The 20,864-nt window shown below is 61.5% G+C and carries 27 protein-coding genes; 3 read left to right on the top strand and 24 right to left on the bottom strand.

Annotated features, from left to right (window positions below; all coding sequences use genetic code 11):
- Window positions 1-41 precede the first annotated feature (41 nt).
- The 3 genes from JAB6_RS17085 to JAB6_RS17075 all read left to right on the top strand — a co-directional run bounded on the left by JAB6_RS17085 (window position 42) and on the right by JAB6_RS17075 (window position 3,170).
- Window positions 42-530 (top strand): hypothetical protein, encoded by a 489-nt coding sequence (locus JAB6_RS17085; RefSeq protein WP_070303742.1) that lies wholly within the window; start codon window positions 42-44, stop codon window positions 528-530.
- A 141-nt stretch (window positions 531-671) separates the two neighbouring features.
- Complete coding sequence (locus tag JAB6_RS17080) at window positions 672-2,531, top strand: DUF885 domain-containing protein (protein WP_070303802.1); 1,860 nt, start codon at window positions 672-674, stop codon at window positions 2,529-2,531.
- A gap of 171 nt (window positions 2,532-2,702) precedes the next feature.
- On the top strand, window positions 2,703-3,170 hold the full coding sequence (locus tag JAB6_RS17075; RefSeq protein ID WP_070303740.1) for a hypothetical protein: 468 nt from the start codon (window positions 2,703-2,705) through the stop codon (window positions 3,168-3,170).
- A gap of 84 nt (window positions 3,171-3,254) precedes the next feature.
- On the opposite strand, the gene tatC is transcribed toward JAB6_RS17075, so the two are convergent.
- The 24 genes from tatC to JAB6_RS16955 all read right to left on the bottom strand — a co-directional run bounded on the left by tatC (window position 3,255) and on the right by JAB6_RS16955 (window position 20,708).
- Entirely contained in the window at window positions 3,255-4,010 is a 756-nt protein-coding gene (gene tatC / locus JAB6_RS17070; RefSeq protein ID WP_070303738.1) for a twin-arginine translocase subunit TatC, read from the bottom strand.
- A complete protein-coding gene (gene tatB / locus JAB6_RS17065; RefSeq protein WP_070303737.1) occupies window positions 4,007-4,543 on the bottom strand; it encodes a Sec-independent protein translocase protein TatB in 537 nt (178 codons plus the stop codon). Before tatB ends, tatC begins: the two co-directional genes overlap by 4 nt.
- A 48-nt stretch (window positions 4,544-4,591) precedes the next feature.
- On the bottom strand, window positions 4,592-4,828 hold the full coding sequence (gene tatA / locus JAB6_RS17060; protein ID WP_034753854.1) for a Sec-independent protein translocase subunit TatA: 237 nt from the start codon (window positions 4,826-4,828) through the stop codon (window positions 4,592-4,594).
- 80 nt (window positions 4,829-4,908) lie between these two features.
- Window positions 4,909-5,280, bottom strand: coding sequence for a histidine triad nucleotide-binding protein (locus JAB6_RS17055; protein ID WP_070303735.1), 372 nt, complete (start codon window positions 5,278-5,280; stop codon window positions 4,909-4,911).
- A 15-nt stretch (window positions 5,281-5,295) separates the two neighbouring features.
- Entirely contained in the window at window positions 5,296-5,667 is a 372-nt protein-coding gene (locus tag JAB6_RS17050; protein WP_034753849.1) for a phosphoribosyl-ATP diphosphatase, read from the bottom strand.
- Window positions 5,664-6,101, bottom strand: coding sequence for a phosphoribosyl-AMP cyclohydrolase (gene hisI / locus JAB6_RS17045; protein WP_070303733.1), 438 nt, complete (start codon window positions 6,099-6,101; stop codon window positions 5,664-5,666). Before hisI ends, JAB6_RS17050 begins: the two co-directional genes overlap by 4 nt.
- A gap of 20 nt (window positions 6,102-6,121) precedes the next feature.
- Complete coding sequence (hisF, locus tag JAB6_RS17040) at window positions 6,122-6,883, bottom strand: imidazole glycerol phosphate synthase subunit HisF (protein WP_070303800.1); 762 nt, start codon at window positions 6,881-6,883, stop codon at window positions 6,122-6,124.
- A 61-nt stretch (window positions 6,884-6,944) separates the two neighbouring features.
- Window positions 6,945-7,718, bottom strand: a complete 774-nt coding sequence (hisA, locus tag JAB6_RS17035) for a 1-(5-phosphoribosyl)-5-[(5-phosphoribosylamino)methylideneamino]imidazole-4-carboxamide isomerase (RefSeq protein WP_070303731.1) — start codon at window positions 7,716-7,718, stop codon at window positions 6,945-6,947.
- Between the two features lie 55 nt (window positions 7,719-7,773).
- Window positions 7,774-8,412 (bottom strand): imidazole glycerol phosphate synthase subunit HisH, encoded by a 639-nt coding sequence (gene hisH, locus JAB6_RS17030; protein ID WP_072457435.1) that lies wholly within the window; start codon window positions 8,410-8,412, stop codon window positions 7,774-7,776.
- Between the two features lie 35 nt (window positions 8,413-8,447).
- Complete coding sequence (hisB, locus tag JAB6_RS17025; protein ID WP_010402123.1) at window positions 8,448-9,038, bottom strand: imidazoleglycerol-phosphate dehydratase HisB; 591 nt, start codon at window positions 9,036-9,038, stop codon at window positions 8,448-8,450.
- A gap of 19 nt (window positions 9,039-9,057) precedes the next feature.
- A complete protein-coding gene (gene hisC / locus JAB6_RS17020) occupies window positions 9,058-10,152 on the bottom strand; it encodes a histidinol-phosphate transaminase (RefSeq protein ID WP_070303729.1) in 1,095 nt (364 codons plus the stop codon).
- A gap of 32 nt (window positions 10,153-10,184) precedes the next feature.
- Window positions 10,185-11,117, bottom strand: a complete 933-nt coding sequence (locus tag JAB6_RS17015) for a site-specific DNA-methyltransferase (protein ID WP_070303727.1) — start codon at window positions 11,115-11,117, stop codon at window positions 10,185-10,187.
- The gene (gene hisD / locus JAB6_RS17010) at window positions 11,114-12,439 is read right to left on the bottom strand and encodes a histidinol dehydrogenase (RefSeq protein ID WP_070303725.1); all 1,326 of its coding nucleotides are present in this window, start codon (window positions 12,437-12,439) and stop codon (window positions 11,114-11,116) included. Before hisD ends, JAB6_RS17015 begins: the two co-directional genes overlap by 4 nt.
- 26 nt (window positions 12,440-12,465) lie before the next feature.
- Complete coding sequence (gene hisG / locus JAB6_RS17005) at window positions 12,466-13,134, bottom strand: ATP phosphoribosyltransferase (protein ID WP_034753828.1); 669 nt, start codon at window positions 13,132-13,134, stop codon at window positions 12,466-12,468.
- 12 nt (window positions 13,135-13,146) lie between these two features.
- Window positions 13,147-14,397: a UDP-N-acetylglucosamine 1-carboxyvinyltransferase gene (murA, locus tag JAB6_RS17000; RefSeq protein WP_034753826.1), complete on the bottom strand. Its 1,251-nt coding sequence runs from the start codon at window positions 14,395-14,397 to the stop codon at window positions 13,147-13,149.
- Window positions 14,398-14,401: 4 nt separating this feature from the next.
- The gene (locus JAB6_RS16995) at window positions 14,402-14,638 is read right to left on the bottom strand and encodes a BolA family protein (protein ID WP_034753824.1); all 237 of its coding nucleotides are present in this window, start codon (window positions 14,636-14,638) and stop codon (window positions 14,402-14,404) included.
- Between the two features lie 58 nt (window positions 14,639-14,696).
- Complete coding sequence (locus JAB6_RS16990; protein ID WP_034753822.1) at window positions 14,697-15,458, bottom strand: ABC transporter permease; 762 nt, start codon at window positions 15,456-15,458, stop codon at window positions 14,697-14,699.
- Window positions 15,455-16,372 carry an ABC transporter ATP-binding protein gene (locus JAB6_RS16985; RefSeq protein WP_070303724.1) on the bottom strand — a complete coding sequence of 306 codons (918 nt, stop codon included), beginning with the start codon at window positions 16,370-16,372 and terminating at the stop codon, window positions 15,455-15,457. The genes JAB6_RS16990 and JAB6_RS16985 overlap by 4 nt, the downstream gene beginning before the upstream one ends.
- Before the next feature lie 211 nt (window positions 16,373-16,583).
- A complete protein-coding gene (locus JAB6_RS16980) occupies window positions 16,584-16,931 on the bottom strand; it encodes a lipid asymmetry maintenance protein MlaB (RefSeq protein ID WP_034753819.1) in 348 nt (115 codons plus the stop codon).
- 52 nt (window positions 16,932-16,983) lie between these two features.
- The gene (locus JAB6_RS16975) at window positions 16,984-17,619 is read right to left on the bottom strand and encodes a phospholipid-binding protein MlaC (RefSeq protein ID WP_034753816.1); all 636 of its coding nucleotides are present in this window, start codon (window positions 17,617-17,619) and stop codon (window positions 16,984-16,986) included.
- 71 nt (window positions 17,620-17,690) lie between these two features.
- Window positions 17,691-18,572: a VacJ family lipoprotein gene (locus tag JAB6_RS16970; RefSeq protein WP_070303723.1), complete on the bottom strand. Its 882-nt coding sequence runs from the start codon at window positions 18,570-18,572 to the stop codon at window positions 17,691-17,693.
- The gene (gene mlaD / locus JAB6_RS16965; protein WP_034753810.1) at window positions 18,569-19,039 is read right to left on the bottom strand and encodes an outer membrane lipid asymmetry maintenance protein MlaD; all 471 of its coding nucleotides are present in this window, start codon (window positions 19,037-19,039) and stop codon (window positions 18,569-18,571) included. Before mlaD ends, JAB6_RS16970 begins: the two co-directional genes overlap by 4 nt.
- Before the next feature lie 80 nt (window positions 19,040-19,119).
- Window positions 19,120-19,902, bottom strand: a complete 783-nt coding sequence (gene mlaE, locus JAB6_RS16960; protein WP_046683187.1) for a lipid asymmetry maintenance ABC transporter permease subunit MlaE — start codon at window positions 19,900-19,902, stop codon at window positions 19,120-19,122.
- The gene (locus JAB6_RS16955) at window positions 19,899-20,708 is read right to left on the bottom strand and encodes an ABC transporter ATP-binding protein (RefSeq protein ID WP_034753922.1); all 810 of its coding nucleotides are present in this window, start codon (window positions 20,706-20,708) and stop codon (window positions 19,899-19,901) included. The genes mlaE and JAB6_RS16955 overlap by 4 nt, the downstream gene beginning before the upstream one ends.
- Window positions 20,709-20,864 lie beyond the last annotated feature (156 nt).

The raw sequence follows: 20,864 nt of genomic DNA, 5'->3' as shown, positions 1-20,864 counted from the left end.
TTCCATGCGATGATCCATTTTCCCTGTTGCTCTCCCACGCCATGACCGACTATATCGCCACCAGCGCCGGCCAGCGCGCCACCTTTTTGTGCGGCAAATCCTGGACCGCCTACGTCAGCACCTTCCTCATTGCCGTGCTGCTGTTTTTTGCCGCCCTGCCGCTGGCCTTCAAGTACAACACGCGCGCCGCCTTCATCGTGCTGGTCGGTTCGGCCCTGATCGTCGGCTACCGCCTGCTGACGATACGCAGCTATCAGTTGTACTACGATGAGGCGGGCGTGTGGCTGGCGTCCGGCATCTTGCCGTGGAAAAAGAAACTCACGGGCGTCAAATGGCGCGACATGGATGAAGCCGTCTATGAAACGAACTTCTGGAGCTGGCTGTTCCAGTCCTACACGGTGCGCGTCAGCCAGCGCTACACGCAGGAAACGGAAATCCACGCCACCGGCATGGCGCGCGGCAAGGATGCCGTGGCGGCCATCAATGCGCGCCACCAGGAGCTGCTGCACGGCAGCGCCATCGTCGTCTAGCGCCGCAGGGGCAATTAGTGCTAATCTTTGGGCCGCCCAGGCAAGCAAGGCCAACCTTTCAATAGTTGTTTGTTACTTATATTATCAGTTTATTATTTTCTGATGAGGGCAAACGACAAAATATTCAAGAGATAAACTATGCTGATAAAAAATAAAGTTGCGCTCGCCGCATTGATGATGGCCTTTACCCTGACACCGGCCAGCGCCGCGAAGAAGCCGCAGAAAAACGGCAAGGCCAGCACCAGCAGCAGCAAGAAGAAAACCGTCGCCAAGAAAGCGGCCGTCGTCACGGCGGCAACGGCAGCCACGGTCGCGGCCGTCGCCAGCGAGAACAGCAGCGACCGCTCCATGAATAACCTGAGCGGCCAGTTCCTCACGGCCCTGTGGCGCCTGGACCCGGAAAGCGCGATTTCCGTCGGCAAGTACGATGGCGCCGCCAACCTGAGCATTCCCGACGCGGCCAGCCGCCAGAAGCAACTGGCCTTCATCGAAGAATGGCTGGGCAAGTTCGGCAAGCTCAATGCCGGCAAAATGTCGGACAAGCAACGTACCGACCTGGCCTTGCTGACGAATAAACTGCAATCGGACCGCTGGTATCTGACCACCTTCCGCGAATTCGAATGGAATCCCGCCCAGTACAACGTGGCCGGTTCCATCGACTTCATCCTGAACACGGAATACGCGGCCCAGCCGCAGCGCCTGCGCACCTTGCTCAAGCGCATAGCCACCGTGCCGCAATACTATGCGGCCGCGCGCGCCAGCATCGTCAACCCCACGCGCGAACACACGCAGCTGGCCATCGCACAGAGCGCAGGCGTGCTCAGCGTGCTTGACGACTTGAACAAGACGGCACAGGGTTCCATCCTGACGCCGGCGGAAAAACAGCTGTACAACGCGCGCATCGCTGCGGCCCGCACGGCCGTGCAAGGCTACGCGGCCTGGCTGACGGAACAGGATGCGGCGCTGGCGCAGAACGGCAATGCGCGCTCCTTCCGCATCGGCAAGGATTTGTACGAACAGAAATTTGCCTACGATATCCAGGCCAGCGTGAGCGCCGAGCAGATGTACCAGAAAGCCCTGGCCGCGCGCGAAAAGCTGCTCGAACACATGGAGAGCCTGTCCGATGAGCTGTGGGTGAAAACCATGGGCAACACGGCCAAGCCGGCGGACCGCACGGCGAAGATCGGCATGGTGATCGACAAGCTGTCGAGCAACCACGTGGCAGCCGCCGATTTCGTACCGGAAATCCGCCGTCAGATTCCCGAGCTGCAGGAATGGGTGGCCAGCCACAACCTGCTGACGATGGACCCGAAAAAGCCCCTCGTCGTGCGTGAAACGCCCGCTTACCAGCGCGGCGTGGCCGGCGCCAGCATCGAGGCGCCCGGCCCGTACCGCCCGCAAGACCGCACCTATTACAACGTGACGCCGCTCGATGGCGAAACGCCGGAACAGGCGGAAAGCAGCTTGCGCGAATACAACCACTGGATCTTGCAGATCCTGAACATCCACGAAGCCATCCCCGGCCATTACACGCAGCTCGTGTATGCCAACAAGTCGCCGTCCCTGGTCAAGTCGATCTTCGGCAACGGCGCCATGATCGAAGGCTGGGCCGTGTATGGCGAGCGCATGATGCTCGAATCGGGCTATGGCAACAACGCGCCGGAAATGTGGCTGATGTATTCGAAGTGGAACTTGCGCAGCGTCACCAACACCATCCTCGATTACAGCGTGCACGTGCTGGGCATGACGGAAGCGCAAGCGCTCGACCTGCTGACGCGCCAGGCCTTCCAGACCCAGCGTGAAGCGAAGGAAAAATGGCGCCGTGTGCAGCTGAGCTCGGTGCAGCTGACCAGCTATTTCAGCGGCTACAGCGAAATCATGGACTTGCGCGAACAGCGCAAGCAAGCGCTGGGCAGCAAGTTCGTGCTGAAGGATTTCCACGAGCAATTCCTCAGCTACGGCAGCGCGCCCGTGAAAGTCATCAAGGAACTGATGAATTAACTCGTACGCATCCTCTCCTTGCAAAGGGCGCCGCGGCGCCCTTTTTGCATGCGTTTGCGCCACCGCAAACCGCCGGCGTGCCTGTCCATTACGCTGACGGGAAGGCAGGCGCCACCGCACTCCTCACTGGCAATTGCCGATTTTCCTGCTAGGCTGGATACAGGAGCGTCCATGCATATGCCCATCCAGTTCGACACCCTCGATTACGCCAAACGCCTCGCCTCGGCCGGCGTGCCCACGCAGCAGGCGGAAGCCCATGCGACGGCCTTGGGCGACGTACTGGGCTCGGCTGTCGTCGTGCATGGCGAACTGGCGGCGCTCGAGCGCAATCTGCTGGGAGAAATCAAGCTGGTGTCGCACAACGTCGATACCAAGGTGGGCGCGCTGGAGTTGAAGATCGATGCGCTGGAGCTCAGACTCGATACCCGGATCGATGCACTGGACCTGAAACTCGATACGAGGATCGATGCGCTGGAGCACAAATTCGATACTAAATTAGACGCCTTGGAACACAAATTCGACGCCCGCCTGGAACGCCTGGACTTGCGCCATGGCGCGGACATGAAACACGTGTACTGGATGATGAGCACACTGATCCTGCTCAATCTGGGCATCCTCAGCAAACTGATGCTGCAGTAAGCACCCACCAACTTTCCGGACGATAAAAAAGCCGCTGCTCCCGAAGGAGGTCAGCGGCTTTTGCTTGTACGTGTCGTCAATCGTCTAGGACACTTCTTCCGGCGCTTGCGTGGCCTTGACGAAGATGGGCGCTACCAGCAGGCCCAGCTCGAACAGCAGACACATCGGGATGGCCAGCGAGAACTGGCTGACCACGTCCGGCGGCGTGACGATGGCGGCAATCACGAAGGCGCCGACGATGATGTAGGGACGCACTTCCTTGAGTTTCGCAATAGAAACAATGCCCATGCGCACGAGGATCACCACCACCACGGGCACTTCGAACGTGGCGCCAAAGGCCAGGCACATCGACATGACGAAATCGAGGTAGTTTTCGATATCGGGCGTGACGGCGATCGACGATGGCGAAAAGTCGCTGATGAAGTGGAAGACGCGGCCAAACACAAAGAAATAGCAGAAGGCCACGCCAGACATGAACAGCAGAGAAGACGAGATGACCAGCGGCGCGATCAGGCGCTTTTCATGCGTGTACAGGCCGGGGGCGATAAATGCCCACATCTGGTACAGCACCCAGGGCAAGGCGACGATGAAGGCGATCACCAGGGTCACTTTCATCGGCACCAGGAACGGTGAAATGACGCCGGTGGCGATCATTTTCGAGCCGGCCGGCAGCGAGGCGATCATCGGCGCCGCGATAAAATCGTAGATCTGCGAGGGGCCGGGCCAATAGAACAGCACGGCGCAGACGACGGCGATGCCGATCGACGCCTTGACCAGGCGGTTGCGCAGCTCGACCAGATGCGAGATAAAAGTTTCTTCCACCGGGGATTTGCTACTCATGAGTAAAAGGAGGAGGAGGAACTGGTGCGCGGACGGAAGCGCGCCACGCGGGCGGCCGCCGACTGCACGTGCAGCTTGCCGCCATGGCGCTGCTTGTACCAGCCAGGGATGGCGGAATTGCGCACCAGCTTCTTGCGGCGGAATTCGCGCGCCTTGCGAGCCAGGTCTTCATTGGTGGCGCGCAGCATGGCTTCATGGGCATCGTGATGCCCGTCATACGCACTGGCATCGCCGCGCCAGGCGTTTTCCACCTCGGCCAGGTTGCCCGAGATCGAGTTTTCCACGCCATGCATGGATTTCTCCACGCTTTGCTTGACGGAATGGGCCGCATCCTGCACTTCCTTCTGCAGGCTTTTCAGCTCTTCCATTTCAATTTCGCGCGAGACTTCGGATTTCACCTGGTTCAGGTAGCGTTGCGCGCGGCCATACAGGGTACCGGCCATGCGCGCCACTCTCGGCAACTTTTCAGGGCCGATGACTATCAACGCAACCACGCCGATGATGGCGATTTTAGAGAGACCGAGATCGATCATAAGCGGACAAGGGCCGTTACCGGACGAGGCAAGCGCCCCGCCACGCTATCAGGACTTGCTTTTCTCTTTCGTCTCGACGTCGATGGTGCTTTTGTCGGCCACTTGCGATGGCGCAGCAGGAGGGGTATTGGCTGCCGGGGCGTCATCTTCGCCCTTGACGCCATCCTTGAAGCCTTTGACGGCCTTGCCGATATCACCGCCGATATTGCCCAGTTTCTTGGTGCCGAAGACCAGCATCACAATGACCAGAACGATCACCCAGTGCCAAATACTCAATGAACCCATCACATTCTCCTTGCGGGACGGTGCCCGAATAGCGTCAACCAATGCCGGTAGTATACACGTGAACCCGGCGCGCAGCGAAATCAGTGTTGACCGCGCCAGGGACGGGGACCGCCGTACACATGCATGTGCAGGTGATACACCTCTTGCCCGCCGTTCGGGCCGCTGTTGATCATGGTCTTGAAGCCGCCGACAGGCGCGCCATCGGCGTCATACGTGACGGCGCAACCGAACTCGGCAGCAAGTTTCGGCGCCAGGCGCAGCAGCTTGCCCAGCATGTCCGTATGGCTGTCGTCGCAGTCGGACAGGCTGGCCACGTGGCGCTTCGGGATCAGCAGCAGGTGCATGGGGGCGGCCGGGTTGATGTCCTTGAAGGCCAGCAAGTCCTCGTCTTCATACACGATGCTCGAGGGAATTTGTTTTGCGGCAATCTTGCAGAAAATACAGTTATCCACGCATGCTCCAGTAGGTCAGTGTTTGTCTGTTTCGCCGGCGTCGCGCAGCTCATCCTTGCGTGCCGCCTTTTCTTCGAGACCGGACAGGCCTTCGCGGCGTGCCAACTCGTCGAGCACCTGCTGCGGCGTCAGGTCGAACTGCGCCAGCATCACCAGCGAGTGGAACCACAGGTCGGCGCATTCGTACAGCACCTTCGACGGATCGTTGTCGCGGCGCGCATCCTTGGCGGCCATCACGGTTTCCGTGGCCTCTTCGCCGATTTTTTTCAAAATCGCGTCATCGCCCTTGGCAAACAGGCGCGCGACATACGACGTGGCGGGGTCGCCGCCATTGGCCAGCTTGCGCGATTCGATCACGGCGGCCAGGCGCTTCAGGGTTTCGCTCATTTGCTCTTGCTTTCCGCGTAAATCGTCACAGGGTCTTTCAGGACGGGGTCGGTGACTTGCCATTCGCCCGTTTTTTCGTCGCCTTCGAATTTCTGGAAGAAGCACGAATGGCGGCCCGTATGGCAGGCGATGCCGCCCGCCTGCTCGATTTTCAGCAAGACCACGTCTTCATCGCAATCGAGGCGGATTTCCAGCACCTTTTGCGTGTGGCCCGACTCTTCACCCTTGTGCCACAGTTTCTTGCGCGAACGGCTCCAGTACACGGCTTCGCCCAGCTCCACCGTGCGCGCCAGCGCATCCCGGTTCATCCAGGCGAACATCAGCACGTCGTTGCTGCCCGCTTCCTGCGCGATCACGGGCACGAGGCCGTGCTCGTCCCATTTGACCTTTTTCAGCCACTTGGCATTGCTTGCTACGATGGTTCCGTTTTGCATGTTCTTCTATCCTGCTGATTTTACGCGAGACGCATGGGGATGCCCTGCTGCGCCATGAAACGCTTGGCTTCCTGCACCGTGTGCTGGCCATAGTGGAAGATGCTGGCGGCCAGCACGGCGTCCGCGCGGCCCACCTTGATGCCATCGACCAGGTCCTGCAAGCCGCCCACACCGCCCGAGGCGATGACAGGAATGCCGACGGCGTCGGACACGCCGCGCGTCAGGCCCAGGTCGAAGCCGACCTTGGTGCCGTCGCGGTCCATGCTGGTAAGCAAGATTTCGCCGGCGCCCAGGCTTTCCATTTTACGCGCCCATTCGAACGCGTCCAGGCCCGTGGCGGTGCGTCCGCCATGGGTAAACACTTCCCACTTGCCGGGTGACACCTGCTTGGCGTCGATGGCGACGACGATGCACTGCGAGCCGTGCTTCTGCGACGCCTCGTACACGAGCTGGGGATTCGTCACGGCCGAGGTGTTGATGCTGACCTTGTCGGCGCCCGCGTTGAGCAGCCGGCGCACGTCTTCCACCACGCGCACGCCGCCGCCCACCGTCAGCGGAATGAACACTTGCGACGCCACGGCTTCGATGATGTCGAAGATCAGGCCGCGGTTGTCGCTGGACGCGGTAATGTCGAGGAAAGTGATTTCATCGGCGCCCTGCTCGTCATAGCGGCGGGCGATTTCCACCGGGTCGCCGGCGTCGCGCAATTCCGTGAAATTGACGCCTTTGACGACACGGCCATTGGTCACGTCGAGGCAGGGGATGATACGTTTTGCAAGCATGATGGTATCCAGATTGTCGCCAGGCCAGGGCGTGCGCATGCACGCTCCCGGCCGGGCAGGCTTAAACGGCGGCGTCGGTCAGGTCGTCGGCGCGTTCTTGCGCCTGCGCCAGGTCGATCGTGCCTTCATAGATGGAACGGCCGCAGATCACGCCTTCGATGCCTTCGGCCTGTACCGCGCACAGCGCTTCCACGTCGCCGATATTGTGCAGGCCGCCCGAAGCGATGACGGGGATCTTGACGGCTTGCGCCAGCTTGACGGTGGCGTCGATATTGATGCCGCCCATCATGCCGTCGCGGCCGATGTCTGTGTAGATGATCGATTCGACGCCGTAGGCTTCGAATTTTTTCGCCAGATCGATCACTTCGTGGCCCGACATCTTGCTCCAGCCATCCGTTGCCACTTTACCATCCTTGGCATCGAGACCGACGATGATGTGGCCGGGGAAAGCGCTGCAGGCATCGTGCAGGAAGCCGGGGCTTTTCACGGCCGCCGTGCCGATGATGATGTAGGTGATGCCGGCGTCAAGGTAGCGCTCGATGGTGTCGAGGTCGCGGATACCGCCGCCCAGCTGCACGGGGATTTCCTCGATGTCGTTTTCCACGGCGAAATCCTGCACGGCCTTCAGGATGGCCTTGACGGCGCCCTCGTTCTTCGGCTTGCCGGCAAAAGCGCCGTTCAGGTCGACCAGGTGCAGCCGGCGCGCGCCTTGCATCAGCCAATGGCGGGCCATGTCGGCCGGGTCTTCGGAAAATACGGTGGCAAGTTCCATATCGCCTTGTTTCAGGCGTACGCAGTGACCGTCTTTCAGGTCGATGGCGGGAATGAGCAGCATGGTCAGTGTGATTTAAAAGTGAGTGATAGGCGGAAAAAAAGCCGGAGAGCTAACGTTAAGGTTGCCAGTGAACGAAGTTCTTGTACAGCTGCAAGCCAGCGGCAGCACTTTTTTCAGGGTGGAACTGTGTGGCGAAAATATTATCACGGGCGACGGCGCAAGCGAACGGCGCACCGTAGACAGTCTCGCCCACCGTGTGCAACGCCTCTTGAGGTTGAGCAAAATAGCTGTGCACAAAGTAAAAATAGGCGTTGTCGGCGATACCATCCCACATGACATGGGACGCCGTTTGCCGCACTTGGTTCCAGCCCATTTGCGGCACCTTGAAGCGCGAGCCGTCTTCCTGCACCTGGCCGTCGAGCTGGAAGCGCACGACTTTGCCGGGCAGCAAGCCCAGACCGGCCGCGTCGCCCTCTTCGCTGCCGTCGAACAGCATTTGCTCGCCGATACACACGCCCAGCACGGGCTTGCTGTCGGCGGCGCGCAGCAGCGCTTCGAGCACGCCCGATTCGCGCAGGCTGCGCATGCAGTCGGGCATGGCGCCCTGGCCCGGCAAGACGATGCGGTCGGCGCTGTCGATGTCTTGCGCCAACCCGGAAATGCGCACGTCGGCTTCCGGCGCCACGGCGCGCAGCGCTTGCGCCACCGAGCGCAAATTGCCCATGCCGTAATCCACCACCACAATTTTATTCATGTTTGATCTCGGAATCTACAGTGGTTCGCGGGCGCTTACAGGCTGCCCTTGGTCGATGGAATGATGCCGGCCGCGCGCTCATCGAGCTCGGCAGCCATGCGCAGCGCGCGGCCAAAGGCCTTGAACACGGTTTCGCATTGATGGTGGGCATTCGTACCGCGCAGGTTGTCGATATGCAAGGTCACGCCCGCATGGTTGACGAAGCCGCGGAAAAATTCCAAGGTCAGGTCGACATCGAAGCCGGCGATCATGGCGCGCGTAAACGGGATGTGGTATTCGATGCCCGGGCGGCCCGAAAAATCGAGCACCACGCGCGACAGCGCCTCGTCCAGCGGCACGTACGCATGGCCGTAGCGGCGGATGCCCTTCTTGTCGCCGATGGCCTTGGCCACGGCCATGCCCAGGGTGATGCCCACGTCTTCCACCGTATGGTGGTTGTCGATATGCACGTCGCCCGTCGCTTCGATATCGAGGTCGATCAAGCCGTGGCGGGCGATCTGATCCAGCATATGGTCGAGGAAGGGCACGCCAGTGTTCAGCTTTTGCTGGCCTGTGCCATCGAGGTTGAGGGCGACGCGAACTTGCGTCTCATTGGTGTTGCGCGTGATTTCTGCGGTGCGGTTCATGGGAGGCTCTGGCGGTAGGCTAAACGAGGGATGCCTTGAAGGCATCGTAAAAAAGGGAATTTTCTTCCGGGGTGCTGACGCTGATGCGCAGGCAATTGGCCAACGCAGCATGCATTTTACTCATATTTTTAATTAAAACCCGGCGGGCAAGCAGTTTTGCGCAAACATCGTCGGAATCAGCCACACGAATCAGAAGAAAATTTGCCTTCGAGGGAAATACCGTCACGCCGGGCAGCTGCGCCAGGCGCAGCGCCAGGTCGTCGCGCGCGCTGTTGAGCAGGGCCGCCTGGGCATTCAACACGTCGAGGTGATCGAGCGCGAATTCAGCCGCCGCCTGCGTCAGCACGTTCACATTGTACGGCGGGCGCACTTTCTCGAATTGCGCCAGCAGGGCCGGCGCGGCCGACATGTAGCCGAGGCGGATGCCGGCCAGGCCCAGTTTCGACACGGTGCGCATCACCACCAGGTTCTCGAACTCGGGCAAACGGCCCATGAAGCTGTGCTGCGCGAACGGTTCATACGCTTCGTCGACGATGGCGATGCCCGTGTCACCCAATGCGGCCAGGATGCGCTCGATGTCGGCGCTGGCAAACAGGTTGCCCGTCGGGTTGTTCGGATAGGCGAGGAAGACCAGCGCCGGGCGGTGTTCTTCGATCGCTGCCAGCATGGCCGGCATGTCCAGGCTGAAATCGGCCTGCAAAGGCACGCCGACGAAATCCATGCCGGCAAACTGCGCCGAGCGTGCATACATGACGAAGGCGGGAACGGGCGCGAGCAGCACGGCGCGCTTGCCCGGCTCCTGATGCGCGCACGCCGTGGCCAGGATGGAAATCAGTTCATCGGAGCCGTTGCCCAGCATGACGTCGTAGCCGGCGGGCACGCCGAGCTTGGCGCAGATAGCCGCTTGCAGGCTGGCATACGACGGCGGATAGCGGTTCAATACCACGCTGGCCAGGCGCGCGCCCAGTTCCTCGCGCAGATGCGGCGGCAGCGGATACGGGTTTTCCATCGCATCGAGTTTGATGTAACCGCTGGCATCGGCGACCTGGTAGCTTTTGACGGCCCGCACATCGGCGCGCACGGTGTTGCTGATTAACTGATCGAGGAAAGACATGCTGCAAACACTCCTGATGAAATTAGTGGAGACTAAATGACGACGTCTTCCGGCACGGCAGCGCTGCGCGCCTTGCGGGCCGGCGCTTTTTTCACGGCGGGCGGTTTCTTCACGGCGGCCGGCTTTTTGGCCGCCGCCGGTTTCTTCGCTGCCGCCTTGGCGGGCTTGGTCGCGGGCGGTGCTGCCAGCTCCTGCGTCAGCGCCGCCAGGCGCTGTTCGATGATGGCGCAGTAGTCGGGATTCAATTCAAAGCCGACGAAATCGCGCCCGCAGCGCTTCGCCGCCAGGGCCGTCGTACCGCTGCCCATGAACAGGTCGAGCACCACGCCGCCGGGCGGGCACGACGCCTTGACCATGCGCTCGATGATTTCGAGCGGCTTTTGCGTCGGGTGGTCGGCCCGTTCCGGGTGTTCCTTGTGCAGGCGCGACACGCTCCACAAGTCTTTCGGGTTGTAGCCCACTTCCAGCCATTTCGCGCCGATGAAGATCGAGCGCGAACGGGCTTTCTTGGTGGCCGCGTCGTAGGCGATGCGCACCGCGTCAAGGTCGAAGTAGTAATCCTTGCGCTTGACGAAGAAGCCGATGGTGTCGTGCACCGATGAAAAGCTGCGCACGCTGCCGCCCATGGACGGCACGCGGCGGTCCCAGATGATTTCATTCATCATCGCCATGCGCTGCTTCAGCATGACGAAGATCTCCGGCGAATAGCGCCAGGTGAGGAAGATATACAGGCTGCCGTTGGCTTTCAGCTTGGGCAGCGCCGCATCGATCCACTGTTCCGTCCAGCGCAGGTAGTCGGCCACCGACTGCTGGTCCGAGGCATTGCCGTAATCCTTGCCCAGGTTGTACGGCGGATCCGTCAGGATCAGGTCCACCGAGCCATCGGGAATGCGCGCCAGCCCCGCCAGCGCATCTTCGCAATAGACCCGGTTGACCCAGTCCGGCTGCTCCGCCAACTTCGTCATGGCTGCGGCTTCAGGCGCAGTTCGGCGCTGCGCGCGTGCGCCTGCAAGCCTTCACCGTACGCCAGGGTGGCGGCGACACGGCCCAGGGTTTGCGCGCCCGCTTCACTGACGTGAATGATGGACGAGCGCTTCTGGAAGTCGTACACGCCCAGCGGCGACGAAAAGCGCGCCGTGCGCGACGTCGGCAGCACGTGATTGGGACCGCAGCAATAGTCGCCCAGCGATTCGGACGAAAAGCGACCGAGGAACATGGCGCCCGCGTGGCGGATCTGCTCGGCCCACTGCTGCGGGTTTTCCGCCGAGATTTCCAGGTGTTCCGCGGCGATGGCATTGGCGATCTCGCACGCCTCTTCCATGCTGCGCACCTTGATCAGCGCGCCGCGGTCCGCCAGCGAGGTGCTGATGGTGGCCTGGCGCGGCATCGTCGGCAGCAGCTTGGCGATGCTCTCTTCGACTTTCGCGATGTAAGCGGCGTCCGGGCACAGCAGAATCGCTTGCGCCAGTTCGTCGTGCTCGGCCTGGGAAAACAGGTCCATCGCGACCCAGTCCGGGTCCGTCGTGCCATCGCACAACACGAGGATTTCGGAAGGCCCGGCGATCATGTCGATGCCGACGATGCCGAACACGCGGCGCTTGGCGGCGGCCACGTAGGCGTTGCCGGGGCCGACGATTTTATCGACGGCGGTGATGCTCTGTGTTCCATACGCCAGTGCGCCGACGGCTTGCGCACCGCCGATCGTGATCACGCGCGTCACGCCGGCGATCGCGGCGGCGGCCAGCACCATCTGGTTTTTCACGCCATCGGGCGTCGGCACCACCATGATGATTTCGCCCACGCCCGCCACGTGCGCGGGAATGGCGTTCATCAGCACGGACGACGGATACGCGGCCTTGCCGCCCGGGACGTAGATGCCGACCCGGTCCAGCGGCGTGATCTTCTGCCCCAGCACCGTGCCATCGGGCTCGGTGTAGGTAAAGCCGCGCAATTCTTCGCGCTGGCGTTCGTGGAAGGCGCGGATGCGCTGGGCGGCGATCTGCAGCGCTTCGCGCTGCGCCGACGGCAAGCCGTTCAGGGCCGCCTGCAATTCGGCTTGCGAAATATCGAAGGCCGCCATTTCCGCCGCGCCGCCATGCGGGATGCGGTCGAAACGGTTCGTGTATTCCAGTACGGCGGCGTCGCCGCGCGTTTTCACGTCGGCCAGGATTTTTGCGACCGACGTTTCAATCGCTGCATCGGTACCCGCCTCGAACGCCAGCAAGGTGTCGAGCGATTGTTGGAAACCATCCTGGCTTGAATCGAGCTTGCGTATCTGTATCGGCATAATCGGCTTTCTGCTACTGAATAAGTCTAGGCTTGCGAGGCGCGTTCAAACGCCTCGATAATCGGCTGCAAGCGCTCGCGCTTGAGCTTGAGCGCGGCCTGGTTGACCACCAGGCGCGACGAAATTTCCATGATGTGCTCGACTTCGACGAGGTTGTTCGCGCGCAGGGTGCTGCCCGTGCTGACCAGGTCGACGATGGCGTCGGACAGGCCGACCAGGGGCGCCAGCTCCATCGAGCCATACAACTTGATCAGGTCGACGTGCACGCCCTTGGCGGCGAAGTGTTCGCGCGCCGTGTGCACGAACTTGGTGGCCACGCGCAATCGCGCGCCCTGGTGCACGGCCTTTTCGTAGTCAAAACCGGCCTGCACCGCCACCGACATGCGGCAGGCGGCGATATTCAGGTCAATCGGCTGGTACAGGCCTTCGCCGCCGTGTTCGAGCAAGACATCCTTGCCCGCCACGCCGAAGTCGGCCGCGCCGTACTGCACGTAGGTCGGCACGTCGCTGGCGCGCACGATGATGACGCGCACGTTCGGATCGTTGGTGGCCAAAATCAGCTTGCGCGAGGTCTCCGGGTTTTCCAGCACCTTGATGCCGGCCGCTTCCAGCAGCGGCATGGTGTCCTCAAAAATGCGGCCTTTCGACAGCGCCAGGATCAGCTGGGAGCTGTCACCGTTGTTCGATCCGTTCATGCTCGTTCCTTGTTATTTGATGCGTACGATATTCGCGCCGACGGCCGACAGCTTCACTTCCATGCGGTCGTAACCGCGGTCGAGGTGATAGATGCGGTCGATCAGCGTTTCGCCATCGGCGGCCAGGGCCGCGATCACCAGCGACGCCGACGCGCGCAGGTCGGTCGCCATCACGGGCGCGCCGCGCAACTGCTTGACGCCGGCGATGATGGCCGTGTTGCCTTCGATGGTGATGTCGGCGCCCAGGCGGTTCATTTCCTGCACGTGCATGAAGCGGTTCTCGAAGATCGTTTCGGTGACGCGGCTGGCGCCATTGGCGATCGTGTTCACGGCCATGAACTGCGCCTGCATGTCGGTCGGGAAGCCCGGGTATTCCGTCGTGCGGAAGCTGACGGGGTTCGGGCGGGCCGACATCTCGGCGCGGATCCAGTCGGCGCCGAAGGTCATCGTCAGGCCCATGGCGCGCAGCTTGTCGAGCGCAGAGTCGAGGATATCGGTGCGCACGTTGCGCAGGGTGATATCGCCGCCGGTGGCCGCCACGGCGCACAGGAAGGTGCCCGTTTCGATACGGTCGGCGATCACCGCGTGCGAGGCGCCGTGCAGCGCGTCCACGCCCTGGATCACCAGGCGGCTGGTGCCGATGCCGTCGATCTTCGCGCCCATGGCCACCAGCAGGTGGGCCAGGTCGGTCACTTCCGGTTCGCAGGCGGCGTTTTCCAGGATGGTCTCGCCTTCGGCCAGGGTCGCGGCCATCAGCAAATTCTCGGTGCCGGTGACGGTGATCATGTCGGTGACGATGCGCGCGCCTTTGAGCTTGGCGCACTTGGCGTAGATGTAGCCCGCCTCGATGCGGATCTCGGCGCCCAGCGCCTCCAGCCCCTTGATGTGCTGGTCGACGGGGCGCGAACCGATGGCGCAGCCGCCCGGCAGCGAGACCTTGGCTTCGCCGAAGCGCGCCAGCATGGGGCCGAGCACGAGGATCGAGGCGCGCATGGTTTTCACCAGTTCATACGGCGCTTCCAGGGTGTCGATGGCGCTGCCGTTGAGCACCACGCGGTCGCCGTCCTGCCGTACTTTCAAGCCCGTCTGGCCCAGCAGTTTCAGCATGGTGGCCACGTCGTGCAGATGCGGCACGTTGGTCAGGTCCAGGTCGCCGGCGGTCAGGAGACCCGCGCACAGGATGGGCAGGGCGGCGTTTTTCGCGCCGGAGATGGCGATGTCGCCGTTCAGGCGGTTGCCGCCGTTGATGAGGAGCTTGTCCATGTGCTTATCCTTGGAATTCTTCAGGTGTCAGGGTTTTCATCGACAGCGCGTGGATTTCCTCGCGCATGCGGTCGCCCAGCGCCGCGTAGACGATCTGGTGGCGCTGGATCAGGCGCTTGCCGGCAAATGCGGGCGAGACGATCACGGCCTGGAAGTGCTGGCCATCGCCCTCCACTTCGAGGTGCGTGCATTCGAGGCCGGCCGACAGATAGCCGTGGATCAGTTCTGGAGTGGTGGTCACGATAAGTCCTTGATATTGAATAATGTAGTGATGTGATATGCCGCAATCAACGGCGCAATTAGTGTCGCAGTCGGTAGCCGCTTTTCAGCAGGCGGATCGATGCCAGCGCCAGGATCACGAGGAAGCCGGCGACGATGGAAAGACTGAGCCACGGGCTGACGTCGGACACGCCGAAGAAGCCGTAGCGGAAGCCGTCGATCATGTAGAAGAAGGGGTTCAAATGCGATACCGTCTGCCAGAAGGCGGGCAGCGAGTGGATCGAATAGAACACGCCCGACAGGAACGTGGCCGGCATGATCAGGAAGTTCTGGAAGGCGGCCAGCTGGTCGAATTTCTCGGCCCAGATGCCGGCGATCAGGCCCATGGTGCCCAGCATGGCGGCGCCGAGGAAGGCGAAGACGACGATCCACAGCGGCGCGACGAACGACAGGTCGGCGAACCAGCAGGTGATGGCGAACACGCCAAAGCCCACGGCCAGGCCGCGCGCGACGGAAGCGAGTACATACGCCGAGAAGATTTCCCAGTGCGACAGGGGAGTGAGCAGCACGAACACCAGGTTGCCCGTGATCTTGGACTGGATCAGCGAGGACGAGGAATTGGCGAACGCGTTTTGCAGCACGCTCATCATCACCAGGCCGGGAATCAGAAAGGCCGTGTAGCTGACGCCGGGACTCGGCTCGACGCGGCCGTCGAGCACATGGCCGAACACCAGCAGGTACAGCATCGACGTGAGCACGGGCGCGGCCACGGTTTGCGTCGCCACTTTCCAGAAGCGCAGCGTCTCTTTGTAGACGAGGGTGCGAAATCCTGTCGAAATCATACGGTACCTTTATCCATGATCTGCAAGAAGATATCTTCCAGGTCGGCTTGTTGCAATTGCATTTCATCGATCTCGGCACCCGCTTCGCGCAGGCGGGCGAGGATTTTTTCGACTTCGCTGTATTCGTTGACGCGCAGGCTGAACTTGTTCGGCGCCTGCTGTTCTTCCGCATGCAGCACCAGGTGCCGCAGGTCGTCCGGCAGGCTGCCGTTTTTGAGGTGCAGCTGCAGCTGCGAGCCGGCGATGCGGCGGATCAGGGCCGACATGGTGTCGAGCGCCACCACCTTGCCCGTCTTCAGCATGGCCACGCGCTGGCACATGGCTTGCGCCTCTTCCAGGTAGTGGGTGGTCAAGACGACCGTGTGGCCGCCTTCGCGGTTCAGGCGCGAGATGAACTTCCACAGGGTCTGGCGCAGTTCCACGTCGACGCCGGCCGTCGGCTCATCGAGCACGATGACGGGCGGCTTGTGCACCAGCGCCTGTGCCACGAGCACGCGGCGCTTCATGCCGCCGGACAGCGCGCGCATGTTGGTGTCGGCCTTGCCGGTGAGGTCAAGGTTTTCCATGACCTCGTCGATCCACTTGTCGTTGTTCGGCAGGCCGAAATAGCCGGACTGCAGGCGCAGGGTTTCGCGCACGGTGAAAAACGGGTCGAACACCAGTTCCTGCGGCACCACGCCCAGGTTGCGGCGCGCGTTGCGGAAGTCCTTGACCACGTCGTGGCCATGGATCTTGACGGTGCCCGCGTCGGGGCGTATCAGGCCGGCGATGATGGAAATGAGGGTGGTCTTGCCGGCACCATTGGGACCGAGCAGGCCGAAAAACTCGCCTTCTTCGATGGCCAGCGACACGCCGCCCAGCGCCTTGAGCGATTTATAGCTCTTTTCTACATTCGTTATTTGAATTGCGGTCATGTGCTTGTTTCAAGTGTAATGCGTCTGGTGTGATGCGCCAGTTGCCGGAGACATCGAGGCCGGCAGGCCGGTGCAGGGCGCCACCTTCAGGCGAGGACGGCGCAACAGTCAATTATAGTTGGAAAATTCGTGGAACACTTGGAGATCAATCCGGCGGCGCTGCTGGCCTGCCGGCTTGAAAGCTACTGCTGATGCGGGGAGTGGGACAGGATCAATGATGATGCAGGTCGGACGGGCTGCGTTCGGCGTGGCCGCCGGCGCTGGCGCAGTCGTCAGCCGTCAACGTGCTCGAGACGAGCGAGCAGACGCCATACAGCTTGGTGAGGTTTTTCAGGTTGTTCGGCAGGTTTTTCAGCTCCAGCACGGCGCCGGCATCCTGCGCGGCGCGCTGCCACGTCAGCATGACGGAAACGGCGGCCGAATCGACAGCCTTGACGTTACGCAAGTCAAACTTCGTCTGACCCGAGCGGATGGCGTCCAGACCCTGCTCCAATGCCGAAGTGGCATTGTGCACGGTCAGGGAAGTCAGGGACTGCAAGGTGTCGAGAGAGTCGGGCATGGCGTCGGGCTGCGCTGGTCTGGAGCTGGGTCAGGAGCTATATGATAGCCGATTATTTGGCTTTGGCAGCGGGACGGCTGGCCAGGGCCTTGTTTTTTGCCTGCAAGGTCTTGATCAGGCCATCGATGCCGCCCTTGCTGATCTCGCTGGCAAAGCTGCTTTTGTACGTTTCCACCAGCCATGCGCCCAGCACGTTGATGTCATAGATCTTCCAGCCGGACGGGGTTTTCGCCACGCGGTAGTTCAGGGGCACGGGTTCGCCGCGCGCCACGTTCACTTGCGAACGCACTTCCACTTCCGTGTCGGCCGGGTCGGCGCGCAGCGGCTTGAATTCCACGGTTTCGTTCTTGATCTGCGACAGGGCGCCCGAGTACGTGTAGATCAGCAAGGTGCGGAATTCCGCGGCCAGCTGCTTTTGCTGGTCGGGCGTGGCATCGCGCCAGTGGCGGCCGGCGGCCAGCGACGTCATGCGCTGGAAATCCACGTACGGCAGGATCTTGCTTTCCACCAATTCGGTGACGCGCTTGATATCGCCAGCCTGGATGGCCTTGTCGGCCTTGGCCGTGTCGATCACGTCCTGGCTGATGCGTTTGACGAGGACGTCCGGCGCTTCGACAGCGGGGGCGGCCTGGGCGGCGGTGGCAAAGGCGATGGTGGCCATCGCCAGCAGTTGTTTCATCAATTTCATGGTTTTACCTTTCATGGTGTTGCTATGCACCGGCTGGCGTTGATCGCAGCCGTGGTGTTCTTGCGTCCAGTTTACTCCTGCGGCCTGGCCTGGGAAGCAACGGTATTGCTACCAGATGTTACGAGGTCCGCTGGCGCCACATCGGCGGCGGCCGTGGCCGCAGGCGCGTCATTGGCAGGCTGCGGTTTTGCCTCGTACTCCGGCTCGTAATCGCTGGTGTCGTTTTTTGGCACTTTGCGGTCGCGGCGGTCCGTATCGCCATCGAACACCTTGCTTTCGCGCGCCTGCAGGAAGCCGTCGCGGATGAACTCATAACGGTCCAGCGCGGCCGCTTCCATCAGGTTGGTCGCGTCGAGCAGCGCGGCGCGCTTGTCAACCACGCGCGTCACCGTGCCGATATTGCGCACATACGCCGGATCCTTGTAGCGCCATGGGTCGCCCGCGATATCGAGCGGCAGGGCCGCCGTGTCGCGCACGGTCGATGGGCCCAGCAGCGGCAGCATCACGTACGGACCGGACTGGACGCCATACCAGCCCAGGGTCTGGCCAAAGTCTTCGTTATGCTTGGGAATGCCGGCCTGCGAGGCGATGTCGATCAGGCCGAAGATACCGAAAGTCGAGTTCATGCTGACGCGCACGACGTCTTGCAAGCCCGCTTCGCCCTTGCCTTGCAGCAAGTTGTTCATGGCGCTCCACACATCGGACAAGTTGCCGAAGAAGTTGCCCACGCCCGTTTGCACGAACGATGGCGTGACCTTCTTGTAGGCCGTGGCGACCGGCTTCAGGGCGACCTGGTCGACCGTGTCGTTGAACTTGAACATGGCGCGGTTATACCCTTCCAGCGGGTCGCGCGGATTGGTGCCGGTGGCGCACGCGCTCACGCTGGCGGCGATGGCCAGGGCCAGGCCGATACGCGCCAGGCTGCCTTGGGATTGTTTGGTCGACTCGCTCATTTGCTGTCCTTTCCTTCCGCTGCCTTGCTGTAGATGAACTGATTGATCAGGTCTTCCAGCACTGTGGCCGATTGAGTACGGGCGATCTTGTCGCCCTCTGCCAGGTTCGCCAGATCGCCGCCTGCTTCCAGGCCGATATATTGCTCACCAAGCAAACCGGCCGTCAAAATCTTGGCCGAGCTATCTTTCGGAAATTTGTAGCCATCTTCGATGTCGAGTTTCACCAGCGCCTGGTAGGTCTTGTCGTCAAAGACGATTTCAGAGACCCGGCCCACCACTACGCCAGCGCCCTTGACGGGCGCCTGCGGCTTGAGGCCGCCAATATTGTCGAACTTCGCACTAATGGTATACGTCTTGCTGAAAGACAGCGAGCTCATATTGCCGGCCTTGAGCGCCAGAAACATCAATGCCGCCACACCGAGCAAGACGAACAAGCCGACCCAGACATCCAAAGATTTACGTTGCATAAACAATCCTAAATAATTTTTACTTGCCGCCACCTGCGCAGAACACTGCCCAGGCCGATAATTTTGTCGCCTATCGGCAATTACTTGCTAAACATCAAAGCCGTCATCATGAAATCGAGCCACCACACCATCAACGACGAAATGACCACCGTGCGCGTGGTGGCGCCGGACACGTCTTCCGGCGTCGGCTGTGCTTGGTAACCCTGGAACAGCGCGATGAAGGTCACCGCGATGCCGAACACCAGGCTCTTGATGGTGCCATTGCCCACTTCTTTCCAGACATCCACGCCGCCTTGCATCTGCGACCAGAACGAACCTTCATCGACGCCGATCAGCACCACGCCGACCAGGTAGCTGCCGATGATGCCGACGGCCGTGAAGATGGCGCCCAGGATCGGCATGGCGATCACGCCGGCCCAGAAACGGGGCGCCAGCACGCGCTGGATCGGGTTCACGGCCATCATTTCCATGGCCGACAGTTGCTCGCCCGCCTTCATCAGGCCGATTTCCGCCGTCAGCGACGTGCCGGCGCGGCCGGCGAACAGCAGCGCCGTGACGACGGGGCCCAGTTCGCGCGTCAGGGACAGCGCCACCAGCAAGCCCAGCGACTGCTCGGCGCCATACGTGGTCAAGGTGTAATAGCCTTGCAAACCCAGCACCATGCCGACGAACAGACCGGAGACGGCGGTAATCACCAGCGAGCGGTTACCGATAAAAAACAGTTGCTCAATCACCAGGCGCGGACGGCGCCACAGGCCGCCCGACGAGGCGATGATGATGAAAAACGACCGCACGGCAAAGCCGAGGTCTTGTACCGAACGACGCAACCACGCTCCGATCGACGCCAGGAAACGCGCGATCATCGGCCGCCCCCCGCCTGCAGACCCAGGTCGTCGGCCAGCGACTTGCCCGGATAATGGAACGGGACGGGGCCATCGGCCTCGGCATTGACGAACTGCTTGACGTACGGATGCGTCGACACGGCCATCTCGGCCGGCGTGCCGTGCGCCACGATCTTGCCCGATGACAGAAAATAGACGTAATCAGCGATGGCGAAACACTCCTTCACATCGTGCGATACCAGGATAGACGTGGAGCCCAGCGCATCGTTCAGATTGCGGATCAAATTGGCCGTCACGCCCATGGAAATCGGGTCCAGGCCGGCGAACGGCTCGTCGTACATGATCAGTTCGGGGTCGAGCGCGATGGCGCGCGCCAGCGCGACGCGGCGGCCCATGCCGCCCGAGATCTCGGCCGGCTTCAATTGCGCCGCATTGCGCAGTCCCACGGCGTGCAGCTTCATCAGCACCAGAGTGCGGATCAGCTCTTCATTCAAGTCCGTGTGTTCGCGCAGCGGGAACGCCACATTCTCGAACGCCGTCAAGTCCGTAAACAGCGCGCCGTGCTGGAACAGCATGCCCATCTTGCGGCGCAGCTGGTATAACTCGTCGGTGCCCAGCGTATGCACGATCTGGCCGTCCACATTCACGGAACCGGAACTGGGGCGCAACTGCCCGCCGATCAGACGCAGTACGGTCGTCTTGCCACTGCCGGAGCCACCCATGACGGCCACAACTTTTCCACGTGGGAAATCCATTTGAAGGCCCGATAAAATCGAACGTTCTCCATAGGCAAAGTGTAAATCACGGATCTCAACAAGATTTGGCACGACGAAGCTCACTATTTTAATGGCGTATTGTAGTGCAGAAACGCCAACCTCTGCTGAGACACCCCTGCTTACAGCCCGGGACAGGGGAAGAATACAACACTAATGAATCGAAAGTCAGATATTGTAGTGGAAATTCGGCCGCCACATAGCGCCCCC

Source organism: Janthinobacterium sp. HH104 (assembly GCF_001758715.1).
Classification (GTDB): Bacteria; Pseudomonadota; Gammaproteobacteria; order Burkholderiales; family Burkholderiaceae_D; genus Janthinobacterium; species Janthinobacterium aestuarii.
The sequence above is the reverse complement of the archived record's forward strand: the minus strand, read 5'-3'. Positions and strand labels throughout refer to the sequence as shown.

Excerpts from the sequence above, each read along its gene's own strand:
- JAB6_RS17085 (WP_070303742.1), top strand. The coding sequence starts at position 42 with ATGACCGACTATATCGCCACCAGCGCCGGCCAGCGCGCCACCTTTTTG.
- JAB6_RS17075 (WP_070303740.1), top strand. The coding sequence starts at position 2,703 with ATGCATATGCCCATCCAGTTCGACACCCTCGATTACGCCAAACGCCTC.
- tatC (WP_070303738.1), bottom strand. The coding sequence starts at position 4,010 with ATGAGTAGCAAATCCCCGGTGGAAGAAACTTTTATCTCGCATCTGGTC.
- tatB (WP_070303737.1), bottom strand. The coding sequence starts at position 4,543 with ATGATCGATCTCGGTCTCTCTAAAATCGCCATCATCGGCGTGGTTGCG.
- tatA (WP_034753854.1), bottom strand. The coding sequence starts at position 4,828 with ATGGGTTCATTGAGTATTTGGCACTGGGTGATCGTTCTGGTCATTGTG.
- JAB6_RS17050 (WP_034753849.1), bottom strand. The coding sequence starts at position 5,667 with ATGAGCGAAACCCTGAAGCGCCTGGCCGCCGTGATCGAATCGCGCAAG.
- hisI (WP_070303733.1), bottom strand. The coding sequence starts at position 6,101 with ATGCAAAACGGAACCATCGTAGCAAGCAATGCCAAGTGGCTGAAAAAG.
- hisF (WP_070303800.1), bottom strand. The coding sequence starts at position 6,883 with ATGCTTGCAAAACGTATCATCCCCTGCCTCGACGTGACCAATGGCCGT.
- hisA (WP_070303731.1), bottom strand. The coding sequence starts at position 7,718 with ATGCTGCTCATTCCCGCCATCGACCTGAAAGACGGTCACTGCGTACGC.
- hisH (WP_072457435.1), bottom strand. The coding sequence starts at position 8,412 with ATGAATAAAATTGTGGTGGTGGATTACGGCATGGGCAATTTGCGCTCG.
- hisB (WP_010402123.1), bottom strand. The coding sequence starts at position 9,038 with ATGAACCGCACCGCAGAAATCACGCGCAACACCAATGAGACGCAAGTT.
- hisC (WP_070303729.1), bottom strand. The coding sequence starts at position 10,152 with ATGTCTTTCCTCGATCAGTTAATCAGCAACACCGTGCGCGCCGATGTG.
- JAB6_RS17015 (WP_070303727.1), bottom strand. The coding sequence starts at position 11,117 with ATGACGAAGTTGGCGGAGCAGCCGGACTGGGTCAACCGGGTCTATTGC.
- hisD (WP_070303725.1), bottom strand. The coding sequence starts at position 12,439 with ATGCCGATACAGATACGCAAGCTCGATTCAAGCCAGGATGGTTTCCAA.
- hisG (WP_034753828.1), bottom strand. The coding sequence starts at position 13,134 with ATGAACGGATCGAACAACGGTGACAGCTCCCAGCTGATCCTGGCGCTG.
- murA (WP_034753826.1), bottom strand. The coding sequence starts at position 14,397 with ATGGACAAGCTCCTCATCAACGGCGGCAACCGCCTGAACGGCGACATC.
- JAB6_RS16990 (WP_034753822.1), bottom strand. The coding sequence starts at position 15,458 with ATGATTTCGACAGGATTTCGCACCCTCGTCTACAAAGAGACGCTGCGC.
- JAB6_RS16985 (WP_070303724.1), bottom strand. The coding sequence starts at position 16,372 with ATGACCGCAATTCAAATAACGAATGTAGAAAAGAGCTATAAATCGCTC.
- JAB6_RS16980 (WP_034753819.1), bottom strand. The coding sequence starts at position 16,931 with ATGCCCGACTCTCTCGACACCTTGCAGTCCCTGACTTCCCTGACCGTG.
- JAB6_RS16975 (WP_034753816.1), bottom strand. The coding sequence starts at position 17,619 with ATGAAATTGATGAAACAACTGCTGGCGATGGCCACCATCGCCTTTGCC.
- JAB6_RS16970 (WP_070303723.1), bottom strand. The coding sequence starts at position 18,572 with ATGAGCGAGTCGACCAAACAATCCCAAGGCAGCCTGGCGCGTATCGGC.
- mlaD (WP_034753810.1), bottom strand. The coding sequence starts at position 19,039 with ATGCAACGTAAATCTTTGGATGTCTGGGTCGGCTTGTTCGTCTTGCTC.
- mlaE (WP_046683187.1), bottom strand. The coding sequence starts at position 19,902 with ATGATCGCGCGTTTCCTGGCGTCGATCGGAGCGTGGTTGCGTCGTTCG.